Raw genomic sequence first — 20,317 nt, forward strand, 5'->3', positions numbered from 1 at the left:
TTTCTCACGCGGCAATACGTCACGCAGGTGCCGTCTGTGACCACCGTTGGGTCGGGGCTCGCCGAGGAGTACGCGCGCGAATTCGGCATCGACGCAGATGTCGTCACTAACGCGAGCCCTTTCCATGACCTCGCGCCTACACCAGTACCCGAGGACGCCCCCCTACGCCTCGTCCATTCGGGCGCCGCGATGCCGGATCGACGTCTCGATATCATGATCGACGCGGTGGCGCGCGTACCAGAATTGAGATTCGATCTCTATCTCGCACCGAACACGCCCTCGCTCGTGAAGGATTTGCGCACGCAAGCACACGAGTTGGCACCCGAGAGAATCCGCGTCCTCGATCCCGTACCGTATACGGATCTCATTCCTACACTCAATAAGTACGACGTGGGCTTCTACTCGATCCCACCCGTGAGCTTCAACCAAAAATTCTCCCTACCGAACAAGTTCTTCGACTTCGTGCAAGCTCGGCTTGCCCTCGCCATCGGCCCCTCCGTTGAGATGACTCGTATCGTGCACGAACACGCGCTCGGACGTATTGCATCCGGATTCGATGCTGATGGACTCGCCGCTATGCTCGCGGGGCTCACTCCCGAGAATGTCCGCATGTATAAGGCAAATTCCCACACGGTAGCCAAGGAGCTTAGCGCCGAATCGCAAGTAGCTACATGGGCGGCTAGCGTCGATCGAATCGCGGGACTCTCGTGACTGCGCAGGTCACGGTCGTCATTGCTTGCCACAGCGCGGAGCGTCCACTCGACCGCGCTGTGCGAAGTGTGCTCGAGGGAAACGAACGTCACGCCCACCCACTCGTCGTTGCACACAATATTCCGCTCGAGGAGCTCTCGCTCTCAATAGCCGAAGACCTACGCCCTCGGGTGCAGATTCTCCCTCACATCGATGGCATCTCCTCGCCCACTGGGCCATTCAATGCCGGTCTCGATGCGGTCGACACGCCGTGGTGCGCCGTGATGGGATCCGATGACTGGCTCGAACCGGGGGCCGTCGAGTCCTGGCTTCGCCTTGCGAAGCGATATAAGGCGGAGGCAGTCCTCACGAACCTCGCCCTAGGGTCTCCGACGCGGACCGTACCGACCCCTCCCGCGCGTGTGCTTCACCGAGGGTTACGGCACGAGCGGACAGATCGCCTCGTCTACCGGTCGGCTCCGCTAGGCCTCTTGAGTACGGCGATGCTGGAGCGCTTAGGGCTGAGATTTATTCCCGGCCTCTCGGTTGGTGAGGACGTCGCATTTGCGACGAGGCTCGCATGCGAAGCACGCGTCGCCGTAGACCGCACGGGGCCGGCCTACGTGATAGGCGAAGATGCCGGGGATCGCGTGACCTATGTTGTTCGACCGATTCGTGAACAGCTCGCGTTTGTTCCGCCGCTCATCGCTTCGCCGTGGTTCAACCGTCTCGCACCTTCGACTCGCGCAGCGATCATCGTGAAATTTATCCGCATCCATGTATTTGGGACAGTGCACTACCGTCCCGGCGTAGAAAGCTGGAGTGGTAGTGATCGAGAAGATCTAGCTTCGCTGTGTCAAAGGCTTCTCAATGCTAGCCCATCCGCGGTTCGATCATTCTCGAGAGCCGAAGCTTCTCTTCTCGCTGCTTGTCTCGATCCAACCGTTGACGCTGCAAGCCTCGCGGAACTCTCCCGTAAGAGACGACACCACGGCACACCCGCAACTCTTGTCACGAGTCGCGTTGGCGACCTTTTCCTTCCCGATGCACCGCCCCGTTTCATTGCTGCGTCAGCCGCAACCAAGCTCACCGGCACAGTTGCCGCCGCACTACGCAGCTACAAACGGCCTTCCTGAACGCACACGCAAGTCCAAAGTCCGCTGGTGGCAAGGTGGGTCGCTAAGCTTACGGTGTGAAAAAGTTGTTCTCCATGGTTCGCGCGTTGCTTAACGCACTTCCGGCGGGGACGAAAAAGTTTATCTGGACCTTTTCGGCCATCCTTGCAGCGCTATCGTTGCTCGATATTCTCGCCCTCGGCTTACTCGCATTGCTCCTCGCCCCGATGCTGGCGGGTGAAACCGCACGCATCCCGGTGATCGGAGTGACGCTCCGATCACCGGGCGACTTTGGAATAGCGCTCGCCGTCGTGTGTACGCTGATCATCACGAAGGACCTTCTCGCCATTGCCGTGCAGCGTTTCTCGACGCGGCGTTTCGCGCAGTTTGAGCAGGATCTCGGAGCGCGGCTCCTCGACTCATTCTTTTTCGCCCCGTGGACGGAACGCCTCTCGCGAAACTCGACGGATCTCGTGCGCTCAACCGACGTCGGAGTGGCCTCAACCGTCTCAGGTGTTCTGATTCCTTTTACGCAGCTCATTGGCGAGATCTCCACGCTAGTTGCCGTGCTGCTCGTGCTTATCGTGGCGCAACCGATCATGGCGCTCACAAGCGCCGTGTACTTCGCACTTGTCGGTCTCGTTCTTTACGTGTGGATTCTTCGCAAGGCCGTCGCCGCAGGCAGGGATAACCGGAATTTTTCGACCAAAGCCGTGCGGATGGTGAGCGAGATGGTGGCTTCGCTCAAAGAAATCACTCTTCGCAACAAAACCGAAGAGGTCGAGGAAGCTGTCTTAGCCCTCCGAAGAAAGGCCTCGAGCGCACGCGCCGACCAGGTATTCCTAGGTTCCTTGCCGCGATACGTACTCGAGATCGGTCTCATTGGGGGCCTCGCCATCGCTGCGCTCATTGGCTACTCACAGGGCGGCATGACGGGCGCGATGAGCTCACTTGCCCTGTTCGGTGTCGCGGGATTCAGGCTCGTCCCCTCCCTAACTCGTTTCCAAACCATCATGGCGCAAACCGGCGCGAACATGCCGTACGCGGATCGAGTCCTCAACGAGGTTGAGGCTGGAAAGCGCTACCGCAAAGGGCATACCGAACGTCTCGGAGGGAAAGCATTGGCCCGGGACGCTGCGGTGCTTCGACTCGAGAATGTTTCCTTCACGTACCCCGGCACTTCAAGCGAAGCGGTGCGCGGCGTCTCGCTCACTGTCCCCTTTGGCCAGTCGCTTGCTCTCGTGGGTAAGTCCGGTTCCGGAAAGTCAACACTTGTGGACATCATGCTAGGGCTCATGCAGCCGTCATCGGGAGCCCTGTTCATCGACGATATTCCGATGTCTGAGGCTCTTCTATCGTGGCGTTCGCGTGTGGGCTACGTTCCCCAGCAAGTGGCACTCTTTGACTCAACGATCGCCAACAACGTTGCACTCAGCTGGAACAACGACGAGATTGATGAAGACCGTGTGCGTCGTGCACTCGAGCGTGCCCAGCTCCTGAGCGTCGTCGAAGCGCGCGACGGAGGAATTTGGGCGAGCGTCGGCGAAGGAGGCATGAGCCTTTCCGGTGGTCAACGCCAGCGACTCGGTATCGCACGGGCCCTGTATGCCGAGCCTCTCGTCCTTGTCATGGATGAAGCCACCTCAGCCCTCGACACTGCTACCGAAGCTGCCGTCACACGAGCCGTCAATGCATTGAGCGGCGAAGTTACAGTGGTGGTGGTCGCTCATCGTCTCGCCACGATTCGCGAGAGTGACCAAGTTTGTTTCATGCGTGATGGTGCTGTCGCCGCTCATGGAACTTTTGATGAAGTTGTCGTCGCAGAACCTGAATTCGCGGAACAGGCTGCTCTCGCGGGGCTCGTTGATCTATCAGCGCTCACCAGTGGCGCCGCTTTGCACATTCAAAGCTCTTCTGCGACCATCGCCCCTTCGCCCTCGCCTAAGGACAAATCGTGACCTCGCTACCTCACGCTCGTCTCAAAGACCTCAGAGTCGCTTCCTTGGTTTACAACGATGCACATAACGATGCGCGAGTACTCAAGGCCGCGCGGAGCCTCGCCGACAATGGAGCAGAAGTAGAGATCATTGCCGTCGCGCGCGAGGCTCAAGGGCACCCCGCCGGAAAAGAGTCACGCGGGAACCATGTCGTGATCAATCGAGTACCGGCGTTCACACTCGATCAGATCGCGGGCCCGCTGGCTCCACGATTGCGAAAACGACTCGGTTTCGGAGCGCCCGGCACATCGATGCGCTCTCCAGGAAACGAGGGGCAACCTAATAGAACGCCCGCACGAGCGGAATCCACACGCACCCAAAAGAAGAGTCCCGCATCGCAGGCTTCTCAAGCACTCCTCCGCTTTGCCCGCAAAGCCGCTGTGTCCGCGTGGGGGCCGGTGTCTCTCACGTATTACTGGGCAGGAGCTACCCGGACGCTCCTGAGCGAAGACAACGACGTAGTTCTCGCGAACGACGCCAATACACTCGTTCCAGCGCTCATCCTTCACGCTCTCAAGGGCACGAACTTTGTGTATGACTCCCATGAGCTTTGGCGCCGCAGGAACGTTCCCAAGCGTCGCATCGCGCCATATGTTGAGGCCGCAATTGAGCGGGTCGGGATTACACGTGCCAGTCGTGTCACGACAGTCTCCCCCTCAATCGCCGCATGGCTCAAACGCGCCTACAACCTCGATGAGCTTCCCGCTCTCGTGCGCAATATCCCCTCTAAGGCGCCTGTCCCCGATCGTTCCGAAGGGCGCCTGCACGATCTCGCCGGCCTCCCACCGGATGTTCCGATCATTTCGTACGGCGGGGGTATCACTACCTCACGTGGGATCGAGGAGACGATCGACGCGCTTGCACTCATGGATCCGAGCGTTCACCTAGTGATGCTCGGATACGGATCTGAGGACTACATTGAGTCGCTTCACCAGCGCGCGAAGAGGCGAGGTATCGAGCATCGTATCCATGTTGTGGGCCCCGTCGCTCCCGACGAAGTGACCTCAGCCCTTGCCGATGGAGACGTCGCCGTAGTGCATATCCGCCCCACGTGCTTGAGCTACCGCTTCGCGTTGCCGAATAAACTGTTTGAGTCGATCCGCGCAGGTCTACCGGTTGTCGCTGCTGACTTGCCCGATCTCGCCGCAATCATCCGCGAGTTGGGTGTCGGACGCACAGTCGCGCTAGAAGACCCCAGCAGTCTCGCGGATGCTCTCACCACCGTTCTGCGAGACGGCGACGCGTTCCGGGCTGCAGCGCGCGAAACAGCGCCAATCCTCACATGGGAACGCGAAGTCGAGGCTCTCATTGAGGGGATTCAGGAGGCAGCTCAATGATCGTCACTGCGGTAACCACCTGGTTCCCCACCCGGCAAAGCCCTAGCCGAGGCGCATTCGTGGTGCGCGATCTCCACGCGATCCAGAAGCATGCCGATGTTCGCCTCATCCATCTGGTTCCCCCCCATGATGACGACGGGACCCGCCGACTCGTGCATGAAGGCATCGAAGTTCTCCGGATTCCCTTCTCCCCCTCGCATCCGCACGGTTGGTTGCGCGCGATCCGCGTACTCAACCGCGCTCTTTCCGGGAGCGATGTCGTCCATTCCATGGCTTTTTCTTCACTCCTTGCGCTTGCACCCGCTCGCCTCGAAATGCCATGGCTCCACACGGAACATTGGTCAGCCCTCACGACTCCGGATACCCTCCCCGGACCGATCCGTTCTGGTTTACCGATTCTGACGCAACTCCTCCGACTTCCCGATCGCGTAAGCGCAGTGTGCAACTTCCTCGCGCGCCCTATTCGCGACGTACGCCGTGACCGCCCTGTCGATGTCGTTCCATGCATTGTTGAGCCCGGGAACCTTGTACCGCGACGCTCACGACGAGACGGTGCCTTGCGACTCATCTCCACGGGTGGCCTCATCGAACGGAAAGACCCCCTCATCGCGGTCGACACTGTCGCACATCTCGTAGATGCTGGCTATGACGTGACGCTCGAATGGCTCGGCGACGGGCCGTTAAAGGAGGCCACACGCGCGCACGCTGTCGACCTCGGGGTGAGCGAACGGGTGATCCTTGCGGGGTCCCAACCGTCACACAAAGTACGCGAACGACTTGGAGCCGCCGATCTCTTCTTTGGCCCCACTCGCGCGGATAACTTCTTCGTTTCAGCGGCCGAGGCACTCATTGCTGGTCGCCCCGTTGTTGTTGGAGCCACCGGCGGGCAGGGCGAGTACATAGATCCGGGTGTCGGCGCGCTCGTTCCTCGTCAAGATCCCGCCGCTTACGCAAGTGCGATACTCGATGTTGATGCCCGAACACGCGCATTGTCGAGTGACGAGATCGCGAGCGTGATCGGCGATCGTTTCAGTAGTGAGCGCGTGGGACGCGAATACGCGAACCTTTATGAACAGCTTCTCGCCAATCAGTGAGGTTTCACGGCTGATAGCAAGGAAGCTCGAGCGAGTAGAGACGGTAGCCGTTCTCCTCAGCTACGAGGTGTAGGTAGCGTTCTGGAATTGACGAGATTCCTTCATATGCTCTCGAAGCCCGAGCGTTCACGCGCGATCCGGGAAATTCAGATTCATCGAGGTACACGTGGGTGACGCCCTCGCGGAGCATCGACGTACACACGGCCTCGCTCGGCGATAGCTGAGAGGCATAGCGGCCAATGCGGCGTTGATCGAGAGTCTGCGGAGGCGCAAGTGAAGGGTACACAACCTTGCGCCCTCCAAGCGAGTAGAAAAGCGTCGTCCCGTCGAGAGGCGAGCCGAGTACGACCACTTCCTCGGGAAGTTTGGCCGCTTCGCGTTCGATGAAAGCGCGCTCTTGCGCGGTGACATAGGGATAAAGCTGCTCTCCCCAGGCCGTGTATGCGAGGCTCGCTGTTCGCGGGAGCCTGTGCGGAAGGAGTGCGCCGGTGAGGCCTAAGCCTCCGACCGTGAGAGCAACAATGAGTACGATAGACAGGCTTGCGACCTGAGCTCCTCCCCTCTTGAAGGGCTCCGCGGCCAGGGCACGGAGGAAAAACGCTGCACCGACACCGGCCAGCGCAACGATTCCGATTTCCCACAGACCGTGGACCCTCTCTCGAGCGCCATACCAGGGCGCGGCGAGCATCGCGAAATGCCCCTCGGTCTCTTGGCACGCGAATGTCAGCACCGCTGAAGCACAGAGGAGTATCGCGGCCCCGGTTGCCGTCTCCCTCGCCTTGCGCCAAGGCCCACCAGTGATCAACCCGGTGAAGGCAAGCGCATAGAGCCCGACCAATCCAAAAATTGCGAAGGGCATAGCCCGGACCCTCGGGCGATCGACGACGAGGGTAAGTATCGTCGTCGCAGTTGTGTGGGGGGCCTGCTTAGTGAGATTCATGTCGCCGAAGACCAAGGAGACCGTAAAGACATACCCCACGCCTATACCTATCAGGAGCACAAGCACGAGCCAGGCTCGGCGCTTATGCATACCAGTGAGTATTGACCTAAGAGCCCATGCGACGAGCGCCGCCCATAGGGCCACGAGATAACTGATGAAAGCCGAGGGGTGAGCCGCGAAGACCCCGGCTGGGACGAGAAAGCGAAGCGCACCTGCGCGTGAGTCAGCAAGGGCCGCTACGGCCGTGGGAAGGATACTGACACCCAGGAGAAAAGGCCAAAGAGCGATGACAAGGCCGATCATCGCTGGCGAGGAAAACCCGAGCGTCGCTAGCCCAATCGAGGCGGCTAGAATCCATTGCGACCAGCGCTCCTTCGCAGATGCAGGCTCACCCCCGACTCGTTCGATTACGACGAGGGCGACGCCGAAAGACGTCACAGGAATGAGCGTAAGAACCGCGAGCAACACTGAATTTGCTGACATCACCGGGTCGAACGGCATGAGTGCCGCAAGCGCATCAAATGTCGTTGGATAAAACTCACTCGCCCCTCCATACATATCCCGCATCGCAGTCCACGCAAAGGCGTCACCGTTGTCACGGATCATTGCGATCGCCGAGTAATGATAAAAGGCGTCATAGGCACCGTTGAGATTGCGGATACCTCCCATTGCCCCGAGAGCGCCGTAGCCGATCGCTAGCGCGCTCACGATGAGGACTCCAAGTCCTACTGCGATGGGAGCTTCGCGATGAGTCGCGCGGGTGTCGGATCTATGCTCGCCGGAGTGCTTCTTCAACGCCCAAGCGCGCACGCCCCACGTGCCAAGCGCGCTCACGCACGCACACGCGCCAAAAAACCATAAAGCCCAGCGTATTCCTGTGAGAGCTCCCACCGCACTCGCGATGAACATGAGGAGCGCTGTGAGCGCTGGAGCATACACCATGGAGCGGGCTCCGAGCACCCCGAGTGCGCGCACGATAGACCAGCCCGGGACTAGGAGAACTGCGAGTGCAAACGCGAGCGCGAGCACCTCTTGCATGGCGAAGTCCTCTCAGATGGCGGGGAACAAAATGGGGAAGACGGGGATCAGGAACTGTAAGCGCTACCTGTGAGCATATCCGCGTATGCTCTTGCGATCTTTCCCCCGCCCCGTGACTCGCGAATCCATTGCCTCACCGACGACGCACGCGATTGGTACAACTCAGAGTCCGCAAGGAGCCCACAGATCTTCTGCGCTGCCTCCTGCGGACTCTCAACAACCCATTCTTCGGGATAAACGCTTCGTGCCCCGCCAAACGCTCGCGCCTCGGGCCAGTCTCTTACGATGGGAATTGCGCCTGATGCAGCCCCCTCGGCGACAGCCTCGTGAGTTCCCTCATGTCGTGACGCAGAAAGAACAAACCCCGCACGCCTAAAGACGCTGGGCATATCGTCACGCTGCCCAAGCAGCTCCACGGTTCCCGCATCGCGCAGGCCCTGGGCAACAATGCTTTCCCAGTCACGAGGCGCCTCCCCCGCTAACAGCAATCGAAACTCGGGTTGCGAGCGCAGCACTTCACGGAGAACTTCAAGTGCCCATGAAGGGTCTTTGACGGGTCGATTCCATCCCACCAATATCGCCGTTCTGTGCGCATCCTCAAGCTTGGGGAGGGTAAACCTATCCGTGTCCAAGGCGTTCGTGATGACACTCGTGCGGCTCGCCTCTAGGTCGGGGCGCAATTTCAGCAGAAGATTGCGCACGTGGTCAGCGACGAAGACCGTGTGGGTCAAGCGAGAAAAATCAATGAGCAACGGAAATGCGGTAAACGCCTCGAAACGGTGGAAACGGCCATAAACCGGGAGCTCGCCAAAGTCGGTTATCGACGCCCATACCAGAGCATGATGTCCCCATTCCACAAAAATCGCCTCGGCCCACTCGACGTCGGTACGCATCGACTCGGGCAGCGGGCGCGTCACTCCCGCAAGACGCGCCCGGATAAGTGAGTGCATTCGAAGGTCGTCAGCCTCTACATGCTCGGCAAGATCAACCCTCCGGCATTCGGCTATCCCGCGCTCTTCCAGCAGGGCGATCACCCGATCGACAAACGTAAACGACCGATGCGCGACGACCAGGAGACGTACAGGACGACCGGGAGGTGCTTGAGAACTCGTTCCACTTGAGTACAAGTTTTCCGACGGTTCCCCGAGCCGTCGGACTGCTTTCGATTCACGAAGAATCTGCGCGAACCGTAACGGATCATGACGGACTTCTACGTGATGGGTGAGCTCAAAAACTTTCACGAGAAAGCCCGTGGTCGAATCGAGGTCGCCTCTCGCGAAAGCTCGATCGGCAAAGCGCAGCAGGCGTCGGACCGTACGCTCTAATTCTCCGACCTGGCGGTCTCCGTGCGCGAGGCCGGCCCTCCTCGCGACGAATTCAAAACTCGCCCCGAGGGAGCCGGGAAGATGCGCACCAAGGCGTGCGAAGGAGGGCGGAATGCGCACCCGGGCCCCTACAGCTCGACCGTGCGACCTGCCGCCGCCGAGTCCAAAACTGCTTCCACGGCGCGGACCGTATTTAGGCCTTCGCGCATCGTCACGATGTTCGAGACGTCGCCGCGTACAGCGTCGCGGAAGGCTTCGTGTTCGGTCTTCAAAGGCTCCTTGCGGTTGAGAGCGTAGCGAACGGTATCACCCTCACTCACGCCGCGGAAGGAGGCAATCGCGTCCCATTCGTTTACGGTCTCGCCGTTGGCATGGAACGTGAGATCTGCGGTCAACGTGTCGCCAACGAGTGCGCCTTTTTCACCGGTCGCGATAGTCACGCGCTCTTTGAACGGCGATAGCCAATTTACGAGGTGGTTCGTAATGGTGCCATCGGCGAGGCGGCCCGCAATCGAGACCATATCCTCGTATTCGCTGCCGGACTTGCCGGTCGTCACAGCCGAGACCCGCGCAAAACTTGAGCGAGCAACGAATGCCGTGAGGTCGAGATCGTGAGTGGCGAGATCTTTCACGACCCCGACATCGGCAATTCGTGCTGGAAAAATCCCCTGGCGACGGGTAGAGATCTGATAAATATCGCCGAGCTGGCCATTTTCGATACGCTTGCGCATTTCCTGGAGAGCGGGGTTATAGCGTTCGATATAGCCCACCGCGCCCACAAGACCCTTTGATTCAAAGGCATTGGTGATTTCTTCAGCCTCGATGATGTCGAAAGCAAGCGGCTTTTCGACAAGCGTATGAACACCGGCCTCGGCGAGCGCGAGCGCTACGTCCCGGTGAAATGCAGTCGGCACTGCAACCACGCAATAGTCGAGCCCAGCTTCGATAAGGGCTTCGACATTTGGCAAGACTTCGTAGCCGGGCGCGGCGCCATGCGGATCGCCTTGAGGATCCGCAACGGCCACGAGATCGACGCCTTCGAGAGCGCGAAGATTACGGGCATGATGACGGCCCATCATGCCGAGGCCAATAAGACCAGCGCGAAGATTTTTGCTCATCAGGCACCCGCTTTCGCAACGGCATTCACGGCCTCAACCACGCGCTCGCGATCCGCATCACTCACACTCGGATGAACCGGAAGTGAGAGCACTTCGCGCGCAGCTTTCTCCGTCACGGGGAGCTCAATGTCGCGGCGATCAAACGAGGCAAGGCGGTGCACGGGAGTCGGGTAGTACACGCCGCAGCCCACTGCATACTCCTCGCGAAGCGCCTGGGCAAAGCGGTCGCGCTCCTCTGCGCTGGCCCCATCAATACGAATCGTGTACTGGTGGTACACGTGGGTCGCTCCCTCGGCTACCTTGGGCACCACGACACCTTCGAGGTGTTCATCGAAGAATGCAGCTGTCTCCTGGCGGCGCTTCGTCCATGCCTCCAGCTTGGTGAGCTGAACACGGCCAATCGCGGCATGGATGTCGGTCATGCGGTTGTTGAAGCCAGCGACCTCGTTTGCGTACTGCTTCTCCATCCCCTGGTTACGGAACAGACGGATTCGACGTGCCGTCTCGGCATCCTCGCACGAGACCATGCCGCCCTCACCCGAGGTCATGTTCTTGGTCGGGTACAGCGAGAACATGCCCCAGCGACCGAACGTACCGACCTGCTTGCCGTTGAGAGTCGCGCCGTGGGCCTGCGCGGCATCTTCGCCAACCCACAGGCTGTGCTTCTTCGCGACTTCACAGATCTGCTCCATCGCGGCCGGATGACCGTAAAGGTGTACGGGCTGAATCGCCACCGTTCGCTCGGTAATCGCCGCTTCGATCTGCGCGGGGTCCATGCAGAATGAATCGAGATCGATATCGACGAAAACAGGCATCGCCCCGATCACGGCAACCGCATTAGCGGTCGCCGCAAAGGTGAAGGACGGAACAATAACCTCGTCACCGGGCTTGATACCCGAGGCGAGAAGACCGAGGTGCTGACCCGACGTGCCCGAGTTAACGGCAACGCACTCACGCCCACCGGCGAGCGCGCTCGAGAACTCCTTTTCGAAAGCCGCGACCTCGGGTCCCTGCGCGATCATGCCGGAAGCAAGTACGCGGTCAACCGCGGCACGCTCCTCCTCGCCGATGATCGGCTTCGCAGCAGGAATCAGATTGTATGACATGTGCAATGTCCTTCTTCTCAATCGATAAAACTATGCGGCATTTTCAAGCAGGGCGAGGCCACCGGTCACATCGTCTTCAACGTAGTGTTCGCCCGTCTCGGGACACACCCAGCCGCCGTCGGGGTCTGCTGCGAGGGGCTTACCTGACCTACCAACCCAACCAATGCGCTTCGCGGGCACCCCGGCAACGAGCGCGTGCGGTGGGACATCTTTAACGACGGTCGAGCCCGCGGCCACAAGCGCCCAGGCACCGATAGTGACAGGGGCCACGCAGACAGATCGTGCACCGATGGCGGCGCCCTTTTCGATCGTCACGCCCACCGGTTCCCAGTCGGATGCTCTCTTCGGGCTCAGATCCGGGTTGACTGCGCGCGGAAAATGATCGTTGGTAAGGACGACTGCGGGCCCGATGAACACCCCGTCACCAAGCACGGCAGGTTCATACACAAGGGCGTAGTTTTGCACTTTGCACCCCGCCCCCATTGTGACGCCGGAGCCGATATAAGCTCCGCGTCCGATGATGCAATTCTCACCAAGTGAGGCCCCCTCGCGAACCTGCGCGTAGTGCCAGACTGAGCTGCCTTCGCCGACACTCGCCTCAGGTGAAACGTCCGCCCCCTCTGCGAGCCGGTAGTTACGCTCTGTGCTCATGCCCCCACCTTGCCACCCGTAAAGCAATGTTGGCGGGACTCCCGCAGCTTTTTGCCTTTTTCGTACGCAAGATCGCGCAATTCTGTTTGATACCTCACCATTTTTTCGCGGATTTCTCGCGCAAAATCCGAGTCTCCGGAACCCAGAATTCGCGCTGCGAGGAGCCCGGCGTTGGCAGCGCCACCGATCGATACGGTTGCGACGGGCACTCCCTTCGGCATTTGCACGATCGACAAGAGTGAGTCCATGCCGTCGAGGTGCCGCAGCGGAACGGGAACGCCAATCACAGGAAGGGGGGTAAGGGCGGCGAGCATTCCCGGCAGGTGTGCGGCTCCGCCTGCACCGGCAATGATCGCACGCAGGCCGCGCTCGTGCGCGGATCGTCCGTACTGGATCATGTCTTCAGGCATGCGGTGAGCGCTCACGACCTCGACCTCGCACGGGATGTCGAAATGGGCGAGCTGCTCTTCGGCGTCTTTCATCACGGGGTAGTCCGAATCGGACCCCATGACGATACCGACCAGGGGCTTCTTACTCATGTGCTATTCCTTTGATTCGTCGCCGGTCACGATGGTGTGCGCTGCGGCGCGGGCCCGGCGCTCTGTCTCCTCGAGATCGGCTCCAAGAGCGGTCACGTGCCCAAGTTTGCGGCCTGCGCGAACGCTCTTGCCGTACAGATGCAGCTTGATTCCGGGATCCTTCGCGAGAGCCTCTCGTGCACCTTCGGCGAGGTTTTCGCGGGTGCTGCCGAGAGTGTTGACCATGACGGTCCACGCAGCGGTGGGGGTGGTGTCTCCGAGTGGGAGGTCTGCGACGGCGCGCAGATGCTGCTCAAATTGGCTCGTGACACACCCGTCCATGCTCCAGTGCCCCGTATTGTGGGGCCGCATCGCGAGTTCGTTGACGGCAATGCGACCATCCGGGTACTCGAACAGTTCGACAGCGAGCATTCCCACGACCTCGAGGTCGCTCGCGATATTTGCGGCGAGGGTGCGTGCTCGCTCGGCGACTTCCGCTGCGAGGTTCGGTGCGGGCGCGCTCACGCGAAAGCACACCCCGTCTTTTTGCTCGGATTCAGTCACGGGGTAGGTGGCGATCTCACCACCGGGACGCCTCGCCACTTGCGCTGAGAGTTCGCGGACGAAGGGGACGCGTTCCTCGGCGAGTAGCGGCTGTCCTCTTTCGAGCCACTCGCGGGCGTCCTCGAGTGCCTCCACCCGCATCACTCCGTGACCGTCGTAACCGCCGCGTGCGGTCTTCAGGATGAGGTCTCCCCCGCTCTCATGGAGGGCGGCTTCGAGATCAGCTTCGGTCTCGACGCGCCACCACCGGGGGCATGGGTGACCAAGTTCGCTGAGGCGCGCACGCATGGCGAGCTTGTCCTGTGCGTACACGAGCGCGTTGGGGCCCGGACGCACCACCACCCCTTCGTGCTCGAGCGCGTGAAGGAGGCCCGTAGGGACGTGTTCGTGATCGAAGGTCACGACGTCAACGCTCCTCGCGAAGGCCGTGACTGCCTCGGGGTCGTCGTGACGCCCGAGCATGACGTGAGGGCTCACGCGCGCCGCGGACTCTTCCGGGGTAGTCGCGAGGACGTGCAAGTCGAGGTCGAGTTCGATTGCGGCGGGGATCATCATGCGCGCGAGCTGTCCACCACCGATCACGCCAATACGCGGCGAGCGCGCACCTTCCACATGTGATGAGCTGGACTTGCGGGCGTGTTGAGTACTCACGCCGCTAGTGTAGTGCGCCGTCCGCACTTGCGTCCCCGGCACGCAGGGTGGAACGTGCATCGGTGGGCAATGCCTCAAGAGCGTGCGCCGCGGAGGCGGTGGCTTCTCGTTGGTGCCGCTCGGCGCGTCGCTTGTCCCGCCGCGCCACGAGCCCGTGGGCCTTGGCGGGGTCCGACGGCTGCTCGTCTTCTGTGTCTGCGAGCTCGGGGTCCTCGGGAGCGGGTGCCGTCGAGAGGAAGATGCCAAAGCGCGCGGGACGCTCATCAATGAGCTCGAGTCGACCGCCGTCATCCTCGACGAGGGTGCGGGCAAGGGCAAGGCCGACGCCCGTTCCACGCGAGTCTTTGCCTGAGACGGAGCGTTCGAAAATGCGCTGGCCCAGAGCCGGGTCGATGCCGGCACCTTCGTCGACGACCTCGATGACGGTTGATTGCTCGTTGCGGCGCACCTTCACGCGGGTCGTTCCCCCGCCGTGGGCGAGGGAGTTCTCGATCAACGTGGCGATCACTTGAGTGAGCGGCCCGTGCGAGGCCCATACGGCTGCGGCGTGCGGGACCTGGATTCGCAGCTCGCGACCTGCGCCACGGAAGGCGTGCTTCCATTCTTCCGCCTGCTGGACGAGGACTTGGCGGAGATCAACGACCCCGGGAGTACGGCGCTGGGAGGAACGAGGGGCGTTGATGAGGTCATGGACGACCTGGGTGAGGCGGTCAACCTGTTCGAGGGACACGCGCGCTTCCTCGCGAACCCATTCTTCCGAGCTCGTTGCGAGAATTTCGTCGAGCCTCATGGACAGGGCCGTGAGCGGTGTGCGCAGTTGGTGGGAAGCGTCGGAGGCGAGTGCCGATTCCGCCTCGAGCCGTTCGGTGAGCATCGCGCCGGAGCGGGTCAGTTCGACCGCTACGGTGTCGATTTCGGCGATCCCGCTCGGCTTCCACTCCGAGCGGCTCCTACCGCTGCCAAGTTCTTCAGCGCGCCTCGTGAGGCGAACGAGCGGCGCGGAAAGCCGCTGCGCTTGCCACAGCGCGACCGACACGCCGATCGCAATCGCGCTTATCGCGGCAACGATGATGAGCACCCACGCGCTTGCCGTGTGCGCTCGGACATCGGATTGGGGAATGCGCACGGTCACGATCTGGCCGTTGACGCCCTGTGCCGACTGTTGGAGAGCATCGGCGCCGGCGTCTTCACCTGCTTCGAGTTCCGTGTTTTGATACGTGACTGCAATTTGCACGTCGAGGTTCACAACCTGATCGACGGTCTCTTGGAGCATTGTCTCGTCGATCGGGAGCCCCTCGTTGAGGCGGTGATCCGTTTCAGAAATGACGTCTTGAAGCAGGGTGCCGGCTTGAGCGGAGAGGTTGTCGCGCACGGCTGTCAGCCACGCCGCACCCAGGGGGATGCCAAGCAGGAGGACCGCAAGAAGCACGGTCATGAGGGTGGCCTGGAGAACTCGAAGTTGCATGGTGAGCGCCTAGCGCGCCTTAGTGGGCGTCGGTGTCTTCGAAGCGGAAACCCACGCCGCGAATGGTGGTGATGCGTTTGGGACTTGTCGCGTCGTCGCCAAGTTTGCGGCGCAGCCACGAAATGTGCATGTCGAGCGTTTTTGTGGAGCCCCACCACTCGGCGCCCCACACCTCCCGCATGAGGTCGTCGCGAGTGACGACGCTTCCTGCTTCGCGCATGAGTACCGCGAGAAGATCGAACTCTTTAGCGCTGAGGGAGAGCTCCTCGCCGTCGACGTACACGCGGCGCGCGGATGGATCGAGGCTCACCCCGTTGATGTCGTACACGTTCGAGCTCGTGTCTTCTGCGACCTGGGTCCGCCGAAGGAGGGCGCGGATACGGGCCTGGAGCTCACCGAGGCGGAAGGGCTTAGTCACGTAGTCGTCGGCACCAGCGTCGAGACCCACAACCGCGTCGACCTCGTCGGCTCGCGCGGTGAGAATGAGAACGGGGGCCTCGAGGCCACCTTTGCGAAGCCTCCTGCATACTTCGAGGCCGTCGATGTCGGGTAGACCCAGATCGAGAATCACGAAGTCGATGTGGTCCTCGCTCGCGGCGATGGTCAGGGCGTCAATTCCTCTCGACGCTCTCACAACGGAATAGCCTTCGCGGTCGAGGGCTCGCGAGAGGGGCTCTGCAATCGCCGAATCGTCTTCAACCAGAAGTAGTCGTGTCACGAAGTCATCCTTACCCGAGTGCGTGTGTCCCCGCTGTGAGAAGCGCAGACCTTCAAGCGACTCTCTACTCTCTCACGAGTGACGCTCGATGAGCGAGGCCGCAGCCCGTTCGACCCTCACAATGGCAGTCTCGCCGATCCCGTGAAGCTCCTCTGTCCATTCGGCTACGCGCGTAAATCCGCCGGGGAAGGCGCGGTCGACCAGATCCGCCGTCTCGCCGTCGATCACGACCGCACCCGGTTCGGCGATACCTTCGAGCCTCGCCGCGAGATTCACTTTGGGGCCGAACACATCCCCGTAGCGGGAGAACATGTTTCCCCACGCAAGGCCCACGCGCACGTTGGGCAGCGACGGCTGACGCTTGATGTTTTCGGAGATCGACAGCGCGATTCTGACGCCGTCCTCCGGGGTATCGGCGAGGAACATGACTTCGTCGCCCACCGTCTTGACGACGCGCCCGCCGCCGTCGGAAATGACGTCGCGTGTGAGGTTCTCGAAATCCCTGATGACCTCCGCAAGCTCGATGCCATCGATCGATTGGGCGAGGCGCGTGAACTGGACGAGGTCCGCGAAGCCGACGGCGCGCGGGAGCGGGAGAGAATCGTCGTCCCATTCACTCGTCGAGGTACGCAGAATCTCTGCGCCGGCACGCGCTGTGTAGGCCGACATTTGGCGACGGAACACGTGGATCGCTTGGTGCTCGAAGATTTCGACGAACTGCGGAACGCTCTCGAGCATGCGCATGCGCGCTTCGGTGTCGCTCATGCCGTGGCGTTGCTTGGCATCGTCGACGAGTGCTTCGGTGAGCCACATCGCGAGGCGCCCCATATGAAAGCCGAGCCCGCGAACAATCGTGACAAATGCGTCGTCGCTCAAGGTGCCGTCGTTGACGAGAGCGGCGAGGTCGGCGATCGCTTCGGCATCGTCTTCGGTGAAGACGGTCGTGTCGAAAGCGACGTTGGAAAACCCGAGTCCGCGCCAATAGTCGGTACTGAGTTGCCGGTCAACGTTGAAGTCTTCTTCGAGATCCCGCCTGGAGTATTCGCGTTCGCCGTCGAGGAGGGAGCGCTCGAGTGCACCGATGGCGCCACGCACGCGCGCGAAGCGTTCGTTGAGCTCATTCGGCACGGCGTCGCCTGCGACGTATGCGTTGGGCTCCTCACGATCGTGGACGGTACTCATCGGGTCCTTTCGTTCTGTCCTCGAATCCCGCATCTCCTGGTGCTCACACTTGCTTCGGCCGCGCCAGATGGACGTCGGCGGCATCGAGAGCGTGGTGACCTCGATCGGCATTGTGGACGAGCAGCCTGCCCACTGGATCGATGCCGAGCGCCCTCGCGCTATAGGTGGCACCCGCCGGTGTCGTCACAACAACCGACGACCCCACAGTGAGGCAGTTCACAGCATACCGCCTCTGCAGGTGTCTGAAGTCCTCTCCGCCGTGATCGACAAGTGCGAAAATGCGCGCGATTTTTCGCGCGAGCACGGCGCCAAACTCGCAGCGCCCATCTGCATCGGCGAGAACTCCACCGTACAAAGCATCCATGCTCGCAAGCGTCTGCGCCTTCTCCAATCCCTCGCGCCCCCGTTCAATCTCCCCCACGAGATTGACGCCAACTCCCGCGAGAAGACGCCCACGGTCAAGACGAACGAGAATTCCCGCGATCTTCTCGCCTGAGAGCGAGAGAATGTCGTTTGGCCACTTCACGCGGGGCAATACGGCCCCGGGGGCCACTTCAGCGCACGCATCGAGAACGGCGAGGGCCACGGCGAGCGGGTACCAGCCTCGGCGCTCGGGGCCCGGCAGCGGCCACGCGAGTGTGAGCGCTAGGGATTCTCCCGGCCGGTTCTGCCAGCGCCGCCCTTGCCGCCCATGCCCGGCGCGCTGATCGAGAGTCATGAGAGCGAACGGCGCTTCGAGCGTGTCGTAGGGCGGCTCGGTGAGAATGTCGAGGGTTGAGGTGCAGGAGTCCACGTAGTCGATACGCATATGCTCACTCACGGCCTTTCACTCCCTCTTCGCTGCCTCGCTTTTCCACTATGGCGTACACTCACGAGAGCAATTGTGCCAGGCCACGACGGAGCAGGAGTGGGAGTGAACGAGACCCCGAGGCGGTCCACGACCGCCGAGAGACTTGACGAACTTCGGTCCCGCGAGAATGCGGCCGTCACGGAGGCGGGGGCCGCAGCGATCAAGAAGCAGCACGCGCGCGGCAAGAAAACCGCCCGCGAGCGCATCGAGGAACTCCTCGATGCGGGATCGTTTGTCGAGACCGATCGCTTCGTGCGCCACCAAAGCCACAATTTTGGGCTCGAGAATAAACGTATCGATGGCGATGGAATCATCACGGGGTACGGGACGATCGATGGCCGCCAAGTGTGCGTGTATTCGCAGGATTTCACTGTTCTCGGTGGCTCACTCGGCGAGGCACACGGAAAGAAGATCCAGAAGATTCAAGACCTCGCGCTGTCCACCGGCGTTCCGATTATCGGGATCCTCGACGGCGGTGGCGCGCGCATCCAGGAAGGCGTTGCGTCACTCGCGGCCTTCGCGGGAATTTTCCGGCGGAACACGCGTGCTTCGGGCGTTATCCCCCAGATTTCTCTGATCATGGGGCCCGCGGCTGGCGGCGCCGTTTACTCACCTGCGCTCACGGACATCATCGTGATGGTGGAGAAGTCCTCGCACATGTTCATTACGGGTCCCGACGTCATCAAAACCGTCACCGGCGAGAGCGTGGGCTTCGAGGAGCTTGGCGGGGCTCGCACGCACTCGAGCACGTCCGGAGTCGCGCATTACATGGCGAGCGATGAGTCAGACGCACTCGACTACGTTCGAGACCTTCTCTCGTATCTTCCGGCGAACACACTTACTGAGGCCCCCGTCTATCCCGACGAATCGGATCTCGAACCGAGAGCGGAAGACCGCGCCCTCGATCGCCTCGTCCCCGATTCCCCGAATCAGCCCTACGACATGCTCAGCGTGGTCGAGGCGGTCCTCGACGACGAGTTCCTCGAGATCCACGGGAATTTCGCGAAAAACGTCATCGTGGGTTTCGGGCGAGTCGAAGGGCACAGCGTCGGCATCGTCGCGAATCAGCCTTCGCAACTCGCAGGCACGCTCGATATCGATGCGAGCGAGAAAGCCGCACGCTTCGTTCGACTATGCGATTCCTTCAACATTCCGGTACTGACGTTCGTGGATGTGCCGGGTTTCCTCCCGGGAACGGGCCAGGAGTATGGCGGCATCATTCGCCGCGGTGCGAAACTTCTGTACGCGTACGCTGAGGCGACCGTCCCGCTCATTACCGTCATCACCCGCAAGGCGTACGGCGGCGCGTACATCGTGATGGGCTCGAAGGAGCTCGGTGCCGATATCAATCTCGCGTGGCCAACCGCTCAAATAGCGGTCATGGGCGCGCAGGGGGCGGTCAATATCCTTCACCGAAAGGAACTCAAAGCAGCCGGCGAAGCAGGCGAGGACGCCGAGGCGCTTCGCGCACAGTTCCAAACCGAGTACGAAGAGACCTTCGCAAATCCCTATGTGGCCGCTGAGCGAGGCCTTCTCGACGGCGTGATCCAACCTCACGAGACTCGCGAGGCGATCACACGGGCGCTCAGGGCACTGCGGACCAAGCGTGACGCCATGCCCACAAAGAAACACGGGAACATTCCGCTGTGAGCGCTCACGAGCAGCTGAACCCTCCCTCATTCCCCGGAAGCGACGGAGCAGAGCCTCGCCCGAGCGTCGAACTTGTCTCGGGCCGCCTTACCGAGGAAGAAATCGCCGCCATTTCGGTGGCGGTCGCGGCGATGAGCGCGATTTCGCGAGAAGAGGCGCACCAGCGTGAAATCGCCGAGCGCGCAGGAGGCTCATCCTCGGCATGGAATTCTCCCGTGCGCACCCACAGATCGGCTCACTCCCTCCGCGCGAGCGCGGGCCAAAGCTCCTGGATTTTCTCCCAGCGCTGACTCACGTGACTACAGTGG

20 protein-coding genes are annotated in these 20,317 nt (G+C 61.4%); 8 read left to right on the forward strand and 12 right to left on the reverse strand.

Annotated elements, in window-relative coordinates; translation table 11 throughout:
- The first annotated feature begins 36 nt into the window (after positions 1 to 36).
- The 4 genes from E6X30_RS02935 (at position 37) to E6X30_RS02950 (ending at position 5,139) form a co-directional block, all read left to right on the forward strand.
- Positions 37 to 711, forward strand: a complete 675-nt coding sequence (locus E6X30_RS02935; protein WP_232049709.1) for a hypothetical protein — start codon at positions 37 to 39, stop codon at positions 709 to 711.
- On the forward strand, positions 708 to 1,826 hold the full coding sequence (locus E6X30_RS02940; RefSeq protein ID WP_016665024.1) for a glycosyltransferase: 1,119 nt from the start codon (positions 708 to 710) through the stop codon (positions 1,824 to 1,826). The genes E6X30_RS02935 and E6X30_RS02940 overlap by 4 nt, the downstream gene beginning before the upstream one ends.
- Positions 1,827 to 1,900: 74 nt before the next feature.
- Complete coding sequence (locus tag E6X30_RS02945; protein WP_070436239.1) at positions 1,901 to 3,763, forward strand: ABC transporter ATP-binding protein; 1,863 nt, start codon at positions 1,901 to 1,903, stop codon at positions 3,761 to 3,763.
- Between the two features lie 44 nt (positions 3,764 to 3,807).
- The gene (locus E6X30_RS02950) at positions 3,808 to 5,139 is read left to right on the forward strand and encodes a glycosyltransferase (RefSeq protein ID WP_147594924.1); all 1,332 of its coding nucleotides are present in this window, start codon (positions 3,808 to 3,810) and stop codon (positions 5,137 to 5,139) included.
- On the opposite strand, the gene E6X30_RS02955 is transcribed toward E6X30_RS02950, so the two are convergent.
- Positions 5,133 to 5,405 (reverse strand): hypothetical protein, encoded by a 273-nt coding sequence (locus tag E6X30_RS02955; RefSeq protein ID WP_232049710.1) that lies wholly within the window; start codon positions 5,403 to 5,405, stop codon positions 5,133 to 5,135. The genes E6X30_RS02950 and E6X30_RS02955 overlap by 7 nt on opposite strands.
- On the opposite strand from E6X30_RS02955, the gene E6X30_RS10335 reads away from it, so the two are divergent.
- On the forward strand, positions 5,292 to 6,233 hold the full coding sequence (locus tag E6X30_RS10335) for a glycosyltransferase (RefSeq protein WP_332067306.1): 942 nt from the start codon (positions 5,292 to 5,294) through the stop codon (positions 6,231 to 6,233). The two genes, E6X30_RS02955 and E6X30_RS10335, sit on opposite strands and share 114 nt — an antisense overlap.
- A 4-nt stretch (positions 6,234 to 6,237) precedes the next feature.
- On the opposite strand, the gene E6X30_RS02965 is transcribed toward E6X30_RS10335, so the two are convergent.
- Positions 6,238 to 8,211: a DUF6541 family protein gene (locus E6X30_RS02965; RefSeq protein ID WP_316335696.1), complete on the reverse strand. Its 1,974-nt coding sequence runs from the start codon at positions 8,209 to 8,211 to the stop codon at positions 6,238 to 6,240.
- 47 nt (positions 8,212 to 8,258) lie between these two features.
- Positions 8,259 to 9,161: a glycosyltransferase family 4 protein gene (locus E6X30_RS02970; RefSeq protein ID WP_141740672.1), complete on the reverse strand. Its 903-nt coding sequence runs from the start codon at positions 9,159 to 9,161 to the stop codon at positions 8,259 to 8,261.
- A gap of 249 nt (positions 9,162 to 9,410) precedes the next feature.
- Here E6X30_RS02970 and E6X30_RS02975 point away from each other — a divergent pair, with 249 nt between their 5' ends.
- Positions 9,411 to 9,536 (forward strand): hypothetical protein, encoded by a 126-nt coding sequence (locus E6X30_RS02975; RefSeq protein WP_255348415.1) that lies wholly within the window; start codon positions 9,411 to 9,413, stop codon positions 9,534 to 9,536.
- Between the two features lie 128 nt (positions 9,537 to 9,664).
- Here the strand turns inward: E6X30_RS02975 and E6X30_RS02980 are convergent, their stop codons facing one another.
- The 9 genes from E6X30_RS02980 to E6X30_RS03020 form a co-directional block, all read right to left on the reverse strand.
- On the reverse strand, positions 9,665 to 10,654 hold the full coding sequence (locus tag E6X30_RS02980) for a Gfo/Idh/MocA family oxidoreductase (RefSeq protein ID WP_316335697.1): 990 nt from the start codon (positions 10,652 to 10,654) through the stop codon (positions 9,665 to 9,667).
- Positions 10,654 to 11,760 carry a DegT/DnrJ/EryC1/StrS aminotransferase family protein gene (locus E6X30_RS02985; RefSeq protein WP_016665031.1) on the reverse strand — a complete coding sequence of 369 codons (1,107 nt, stop codon included), beginning with the start codon at positions 11,758 to 11,760 and terminating at the stop codon, positions 10,654 to 10,656. Before E6X30_RS02985 ends, E6X30_RS02980 begins: the two co-directional genes overlap by 1 nt.
- 30 nt (positions 11,761 to 11,790) lie before the next feature.
- The gene (locus E6X30_RS02990) at positions 11,791 to 12,411 is read right to left on the reverse strand and encodes an acyltransferase (RefSeq protein WP_016665032.1); all 621 of its coding nucleotides are present in this window, start codon (positions 12,409 to 12,411) and stop codon (positions 11,791 to 11,793) included.
- Positions 12,408 to 12,950, reverse strand: coding sequence for a 5-(carboxyamino)imidazole ribonucleotide mutase (gene purE, locus E6X30_RS02995; protein ID WP_016665033.1), 543 nt, complete (start codon positions 12,948 to 12,950; stop codon positions 12,408 to 12,410). Before purE ends, E6X30_RS02990 begins: the two co-directional genes overlap by 4 nt.
- Positions 12,951 to 12,953: 3 nt before the next feature.
- Complete coding sequence (locus E6X30_RS03000) at positions 12,954 to 14,204, reverse strand: 5-(carboxyamino)imidazole ribonucleotide synthase (protein WP_016665034.1); 1,251 nt, start codon at positions 14,202 to 14,204, stop codon at positions 12,954 to 12,956.
- Entirely contained in the window at positions 14,149 to 15,609 is a 1,461-nt protein-coding gene (locus E6X30_RS03005; protein WP_016665035.1) for a HAMP domain-containing sensor histidine kinase, read from the reverse strand. The genes E6X30_RS03000 and E6X30_RS03005 overlap by 56 nt, the downstream gene beginning before the upstream one ends.
- Positions 15,610 to 15,628: 19 nt before the next feature.
- Positions 15,629 to 16,327, reverse strand: coding sequence for a response regulator transcription factor (locus E6X30_RS03010; RefSeq protein WP_016665036.1), 699 nt, complete (start codon positions 16,325 to 16,327; stop codon positions 15,629 to 15,631).
- Positions 16,328 to 16,399: 72 nt separating this feature from the next.
- The gene (locus E6X30_RS03015) at positions 16,400 to 17,509 is read right to left on the reverse strand and encodes an adenylate/guanylate cyclase domain-containing protein (RefSeq protein ID WP_016665037.1); all 1,110 of its coding nucleotides are present in this window, start codon (positions 17,507 to 17,509) and stop codon (positions 16,400 to 16,402) included.
- A 43-nt stretch (positions 17,510 to 17,552) separates the two neighbouring features.
- On the reverse strand, positions 17,553 to 18,329 hold the full coding sequence (locus E6X30_RS03020; RefSeq protein ID WP_141740674.1) for a biotin--[acetyl-CoA-carboxylase] ligase: 777 nt from the start codon (positions 18,327 to 18,329) through the stop codon (positions 17,553 to 17,555).
- 93 nt (positions 18,330 to 18,422) lie between these two features.
- Between E6X30_RS03020 and E6X30_RS03025 the strand changes: the two genes are divergently transcribed.
- Entirely contained in the window at positions 18,423 to 20,009 is a 1,587-nt protein-coding gene (locus E6X30_RS03025) for an acyl-CoA carboxylase subunit beta (RefSeq protein ID WP_016665039.1), read from the forward strand.
- Positions 20,006 to 20,299, forward strand: a complete 294-nt coding sequence (locus tag E6X30_RS03030; protein WP_016665040.1) for an acyl-CoA carboxylase epsilon subunit — start codon at positions 20,006 to 20,008, stop codon at positions 20,297 to 20,299. The genes E6X30_RS03025 and E6X30_RS03030 overlap by 4 nt, the downstream gene beginning before the upstream one ends.
- Positions 20,300 to 20,317: the final 18 nt, after the last annotated feature.

This window comes from Dermabacter sp. (genome assembly GCF_032550575.1).
Classification (GTDB): Bacteria; Actinomycetota; Actinomycetes; order Actinomycetales; family Dermabacteraceae; genus Dermabacter; species Dermabacter hominis.

What these genes read in the sequence shown, in the direction of transcription:
- E6X30_RS02955 (WP_232049710.1), bottom strand. Translation starts at nt 5,405, where the DNA reads ATGGACGACATCGCTCCCGGAAAGAGCGCGGTTGAGTACGCGGATCGC.
- purE (WP_016665033.1), bottom strand. Translation starts at nt 12,950, where the DNA reads ATGAGTAAGAAGCCCCTGGTCGGTATCGTCATGGGGTCCGATTCGGAC.
- E6X30_RS02945 (WP_070436239.1), top strand. Translation starts at nt 1,901, where the DNA reads ATGGTTCGCGCGTTGCTTAACGCACTTCCGGCGGGGACGAAAAAGTTT.
- E6X30_RS03000 (WP_016665034.1), bottom strand. Translation starts at nt 14,204, where the DNA reads ATGCACGTTCCACCCTGCGTGCCGGGGACGCAAGTGCGGACGGCGCAC.
- E6X30_RS02965 (WP_316335696.1), bottom strand. Translation starts at nt 8,211, where the DNA reads ATGCAAGAGGTGCTCGCGCTCGCGTTTGCACTCGCAGTTCTCCTAGTC.
- E6X30_RS03015 (WP_016665037.1), bottom strand. Translation starts at nt 17,509, where the DNA reads ATGAGTACCGTCCACGATCGTGAGGAGCCCAACGCATACGTCGCAGGC.
- E6X30_RS03005 (WP_016665035.1), bottom strand. Translation starts at nt 15,609, where the DNA reads ATGCAACTTCGAGTTCTCCAGGCCACCCTCATGACCGTGCTTCTTGCG.
- E6X30_RS02975 (WP_255348415.1), top strand. Translation starts at nt 9,411, where the DNA reads ATGACGGACTTCTACGTGATGGGTGAGCTCAAAAACTTTCACGAGAAA.
- E6X30_RS02990 (WP_016665032.1), bottom strand. Translation starts at nt 12,411, where the DNA reads ATGAGCACAGAGCGTAACTACCGGCTCGCAGAGGGGGCGGACGTTTCA.
- E6X30_RS02985 (WP_016665031.1), bottom strand. Translation starts at nt 11,760, where the DNA reads ATGTCATACAATCTGATTCCTGCTGCGAAGCCGATCATCGGCGAGGAG.
- E6X30_RS02970 (WP_141740672.1), bottom strand. Translation starts at nt 9,161, where the DNA reads ATGCACTCACTTATCCGGGCGCGTCTTGCGGGAGTGACGCGCCCGCTG.
- E6X30_RS02980 (WP_316335697.1), bottom strand. Translation starts at nt 10,654, where the DNA reads ATGAGCAAAAATCTTCGCGCTGGTCTTATTGGCCTCGGCATGATGGGC.